Source organism: Streptomyces sp. NPDC004561, assembly GCF_053602155.1.
The window spans coordinates 1-4,869 of record NZ_JBSGDB010000599.1 but is presented as its reverse complement, the minus strand read 5'-3'; the positions used below and the strand labels follow the sequence as shown (position 1 = coordinate 4,869).

Sequence of the window (4,869 nt, the reverse complement as noted above, 5' to 3'; positions counted from 1 at the left end):
CGCCCCGGGCCCGCCCGGGCCCGCCCGTTCACCGGCCTGTGCCGGGGCTGGCTCGTCGGGTGTGCGAGATTCAGCGCTCTTCTTCGGAAGCGGTGTCCGGAACGGTCGTCAGCCGCTCCGTCTCGTCCTGTATCTCAGCGGCGATCTTCTTGAGTTCCGGCTCGAACTTGCGACCGTGGTGGGCGCAGAAGAGCAGTTCTCCGCCGCTGAGCAGGACGACGCGCAGGTATGCCTGGGCGCCACAGCGGTCGCAGCGATCGGCGGCCGTCAGGGGGCTCGCGGGGGTCAGAACAGTAGTCACGTCGCCTCTTCTCTAGCTCGACGAGCTGTCGTACCAGGGTCAACATCCAACCAGCCCGAAAACGTTCCCGCTCGTGGCTTTTCCTCGAAAAAATCTTCCGGGGAGGCTGTTTGCTGCCGGTTGGCGGCGAATGTGCCGTAGTGCGTGTCTTATGTGCTTTACGGTTTCGCGCGGTCTTGTGCTCGGTCCTCCCGGCCGGGTTGCCGGTTGTTCATGAGGACGTGCCCGGAGCCTAAATGGTTCATGCCTCCAAGGGAACGTGATGTGTGCTTCACTCCATCGAGGGATCGAACGCGTATGCGAGTCTGGACTAGTCTGAGTTTCCGACGAGGGTGGCGTTACACCGGCTCTACCAGGCATCGGTACCCTCTGAGCGGCAACCGAAGCCGCCCCCTTACCCAGAAGGGGACCACCTGAAATTCAGCGAGGAGCGAACCGCGTGACCGCCGATACGTCCGTGCCGTCCACAGCGCTGCTGGCAGGAGCAGACCGCGACGGTTCCAACTACACCGCGCGGCACCTGCTCGTCCTCGAGGGTCTCGAGGCCGTGCGCAAGCGTCCGGGCATGTACATCGGCTCGACCGACAGCCGCGGTCTGATGCACTGCCTGTGGGAGATCATCGACAACTCCGTGGACGAGGCCCTCGCGGGCGTCTGCGACCACATCGAGGTGATCCTCCACGACGACGGCTCCGTGGAGGTGCGGGACAACGGTCGCGGCATCCCCGTGGACGTGGAGCCCAGGACCGGCCTGTCCGGCGTCGAGGTCGTCATGACCAAGCTCCACGCCGGCGGCAAGTTCGGAGGCGGGTCCTACGCCGCCTCCGGCGGTCTGCACGGTGTCGGCGCCTCCGTGGTCAACGCCCTTTCCGCCCGCCTCGACGTCGAGGTGGACCGCGGCGGCCACACCCACGCCATCAGCTTCCGGCGCGGTGTGCCGGGCGCCTTCGCGACGGGCGGCCCGGACGCGAAGTTCGAGGCCAAGAGCGGCCTGCGCAAGGCGAAGAAGATCCCCAGGACCCGCACCGGCACGCGCGTGCGCTACTGGGCCGACCGGCAGATCTTCCTCAAGGACGCCAAGCTCTCCCTGGAGAACCTGCACCAGCGCGCGCGGCAGACCGCCTTCCTCGTGCCGGGCCTGACCATCGTCGTCCGCGACGAGTACGGCCTCGGCGAGGGCGGCAGCAAGGGCGAGGAGTCCTTCCGCTTCGACGGCGGCATCAGCGAGTTCTGCGAGTACCTGGCGAACGACAAGCCCGTGTGCGACGTGGTCCGCTTCTCCGGCAAGGGCACCTTCAAGGAGACCGTCCCGGTCCTGGACGAGCACGGCCAGATGACCCCCACCGAGGTCGCCCGCGAGCTGGGCGTGGACATCGCGCTGCGCTGGGGCACGGGATACGACACGACCGTGAAGTCGTTCGTCAACATCATCGCCACTCCCAAGGGCGGCACCCATGTCTCCGGCTTCGAGCAGGCTCTCACCCAGACGCTGAACGACGTCTTGCGCGCCAAGAAGATGCTGCGTGTGGCCGAGGACAACATCGTCAAGGACGACGCCCTGGAGGGCCTCACCGCCGTCGTCACCGTGCGCCTGGCCGAGCCGCAGTTCGAAGGCCAGACCAAGGAGGTCCTCGGCACGTCGGCGGCCCGCCGCATCGTGAACAGCGTGGTCTCCAAGGAGCTGAAGGCGTTCCTGACCAGCACGAAGCGTGACGCCGCCGCCCAGGCCCGGGTCGTCATGGAGAAGGTGGTCGCGGCCGCCCGCACGCGTGTCGCCGCCCGTCAGCACAAGGACGCGCAGCGCCGCAAGACCGCTCTGGAGTCCTCGTCCCTGCCGGCCAAGCTCGCCGACTGCCGCAGCGACGACGTCGACCGCAGCGAGCTGTTCATCGTCGAGGGCGACTCCGCGCTCGGCACGGCCAAGCTCGCGCGGAACTCCGAGTTCCAGGCCCTGCTGCCGATCCGGGGCAAGATCCTCAACGTGCAGCGCTCGTCCGTGACCGACATGCTCAAGAACGCCGAGTGCGGCGCGATCATCCAGGTCATAGGAGCCGGCTCGGGCCGCACCTTCGACATCGACCAGGCTCGCTACGGCAAGATCATCATGATGACCGACGCCGATGTGGACGGCTCCCACATCCGCTGTCTGCTGCTCACGCTGTTCCAGCGCTACATGCGGCCCATGGTCGAGGCGGGGCGCGTCTTCGCCGCGGTGCCGCCGCTGCACCGCATCGAGATCGTCCAGCCGAAGAAGGGGCAGGACAAGTACGTCTACACGTACTCGGACCGCGAGCTGCGCGACAAGCTCATGGAGTTCCAGAGCAAGGGCGTCCGGTACAAGGACTCCATCCAGCGCTACAAGGGTCTGGGCGAGATGGACGCCGACCAACTGGCCGAGACCACGATGGACCCGCGTCACCGCACCCTGCGGCGGATCAACCTCTCCGACCTGGAAGCCGCCGAACAGGTCTTCGACCTGCTGATGGGCAATGACGTGGCGCCCCGCAAGGAGTTCATCTCCAGTTCGGCGGCGACGCTGGACCGGTCGCGCATCGACGCGTAGCCGCTGCGCTCGGCTTCGGCGGGGTCGGGCAGGCGGGGACAGGTATGACGGGGGACAGGTAGGACAGGTGTATGGGCAGGGTCGGGCGGGCTCGGAAGGCTTCATGCTGGGCCTGCCTTGACCGGCTCACCAACTGATCGGCTGACCGGCTCGAGTCCGGGAGGCTCGGTGGGCCGGCCTGGCTGAGCGGCGGGCGGTCGGGAAGCCTGGCTGGCTTGGGTGGCCTGCCTGCGAGGCGGTGCCGATTAGGTTCGGTTGCTGGCTGCTGGCCGTCGGCTGCTGGCCGCCGGCCGTGAACGGCAGCGGCACCACCTCTCCCACGGTCAGTGCTCTGCGGTGCGGTCCGGTCCGGTCCGCGGCTGCCCTGACCACGACCCGTCGATCACGGTCCCCGACCGGTCCGCCGCGGACCTAGGACCGTGCCGTCCCTCCGCGGCATCCCTGATCCCGGCCATCCGTCAGCCTGATGGTCTCTCCACCCCTGGGTGGACGCGGGCCGGTCGAGGTTTCCACCCGTGATCCACCCCGGCTCCGATCTGCTGACCTGCGAATTTCCGTAGCTTCGAAGACGTCGGGAGCACACGCTCCCGGCGCCACCTTCTCGCTCACGGAGGCACTGATGCCCGGGCTCGTCAACGCGCTGCTGATCGTGGCCGCGGTCGCCATAGTGATCGTGCGGCAGTTCCGCGCCCGTGCGATCAACACGGACCGGCGCTGGTGGCTGCTGCCCGTGATCCTCGCCGTCGTCGCGCTGCGGGAGCCCGGCATCGTCGACACCCATCACCGCGTCGAATCCGCCGCACTGCTGGCGGTGGAACTGCTCATAGGCCTGGGCATGGGCGCCGGCTGGGCCTGGACCACCCGCATCTGGACGGAACCGGACGGTGTCGTGTGGACCAAGAGCACCAAGGCGAGCATCGCCGTGTGGCTCGGAGGCATAGCACTGCGGATCGGTGTCTTCGCCGTCGGCGCGGTCCTCGGGGTGCACCAGGACAGCTCCGCCCTGATGCTCGGCCTCGCCGGCACCCTGCTGGTCCGCGGCGGAATCCTGGTCTGGCGGGCCCAGAGCCTCGGCGCCATGAGTCGTACCGCCCCGGCGTACGGTGACGTCAGGAGGCCGGCATGGAAGGAGCGCGTGTGACGGAGAACGCCTGGACACGCTGGCCGTCGCGCGAAGCACTCGGCCGCGAGGGAATCTCCCGGCCCCGGCGCATGCTCGCCTGGGCGGTCCGGCTGTTCGTGCTCGCCATGCTCCTGTGGGGCGCGTTCCACCAGAAGCCCGTCGGTCTCTGGGGGGCGCTGGCGGCAACGGCGGGGGTGCTGATCGCCGCCGGCGTGTCCTGGGCCTTCTTCCGGACCACCTACGAGCACCGGCTGATCCCGTCCCTGGCACTCATCACCGTGCTGCTGGCCATCGCCGTCGCCGCCCAGGCCACGGGGTTCAGAGGCCCGGCCCTGGTGATCTGGTGCGGCTGCGGCATCAGCGCCCTGGAGCGGCTGCCGCTCGCGGCCGCCGGCCCCGTGACGTCGGTGGCCCTGGCCTCCTACTCCGCGTTCAACAACGACGTCTGGCTGACCACGGCCGCCACGGTGGCGGGCATGGCCCTCGCCGGATACGTCCTGCGGCTGGACGCGGAGGCCCGGGGCAGCGCGCAGCGGCTGCTCGCCCAGGAGCGTGCCGCCCGGGCCGCCGAGGCCGAGTCCGCGGCGCTGGCCGAGCGGGCCCGGATCGCCCGTGAGATCCACGACGTGCTGGCCCACAGCCTCTCGGCGCAACTCGTGCACCTGGAAGCGGCCCGGCTGCTGATCGAGAACGGCGCGGACCGCGACCGGATCCTGGAGCGCGTGGTCGCCGCCCGGGGCATGGCCCGGGACGGCCTCACCGAGACCATGCAGGCGCTGTCCGCCCTGCGGGGCGAACTGACGCCGCTGGAGGACTTCCTGGGCGAGCTCGTCAGCGGCGCCGACAGCGCCGAGGTCACCGTCACGGGTGAGCGCAGGCCCC

4 protein-coding genes are annotated in these 4,869 nt (G+C 69.3%); 3 read left to right on the top strand and 1 reads right to left on the bottom strand.

Features of this window, described 5'->3' with window-relative positions:
• Window positions 1-70: 70 nt before the first annotated feature.
• Window positions 71-301 (bottom strand): DUF7455 domain-containing protein, encoded by a 231-nt coding sequence (locus ACWEN3_RS41605; protein WP_452982471.1) that lies wholly within the window; start codon window positions 299-301, stop codon window positions 71-73.
• 439 nt (window positions 302-740) lie between these two features.
• On the opposite strand from ACWEN3_RS41605, the gene ACWEN3_RS41600 reads away from it, so the two are divergent.
• The 3 genes from ACWEN3_RS41600 to ACWEN3_RS41590 all read left to right on the top strand — a co-directional run.
• On the top strand, window positions 741-2,864 hold the full coding sequence (locus ACWEN3_RS41600; protein ID WP_452982468.1) for a DNA gyrase/topoisomerase IV subunit B: 2,124 nt from the start codon (window positions 741-743) through the stop codon (window positions 2,862-2,864).
• A 619-nt stretch (window positions 2,865-3,483) separates the two neighbouring features.
• Complete coding sequence (locus tag ACWEN3_RS41595) at window positions 3,484-4,005, top strand: DUF1453 domain-containing protein (protein ID WP_452982465.1); 522 nt, start codon at window positions 3,484-3,486, stop codon at window positions 4,003-4,005.
• Window positions 4,002-4,869: histidine kinase dimerization/phosphoacceptor domain-containing protein (locus ACWEN3_RS41590; protein ID WP_452982462.1), on the top strand; the 868-nt coding region annotated here is incomplete at its 3' end. The genes ACWEN3_RS41595 and ACWEN3_RS41590, both read left to right, overlap by 4 nt.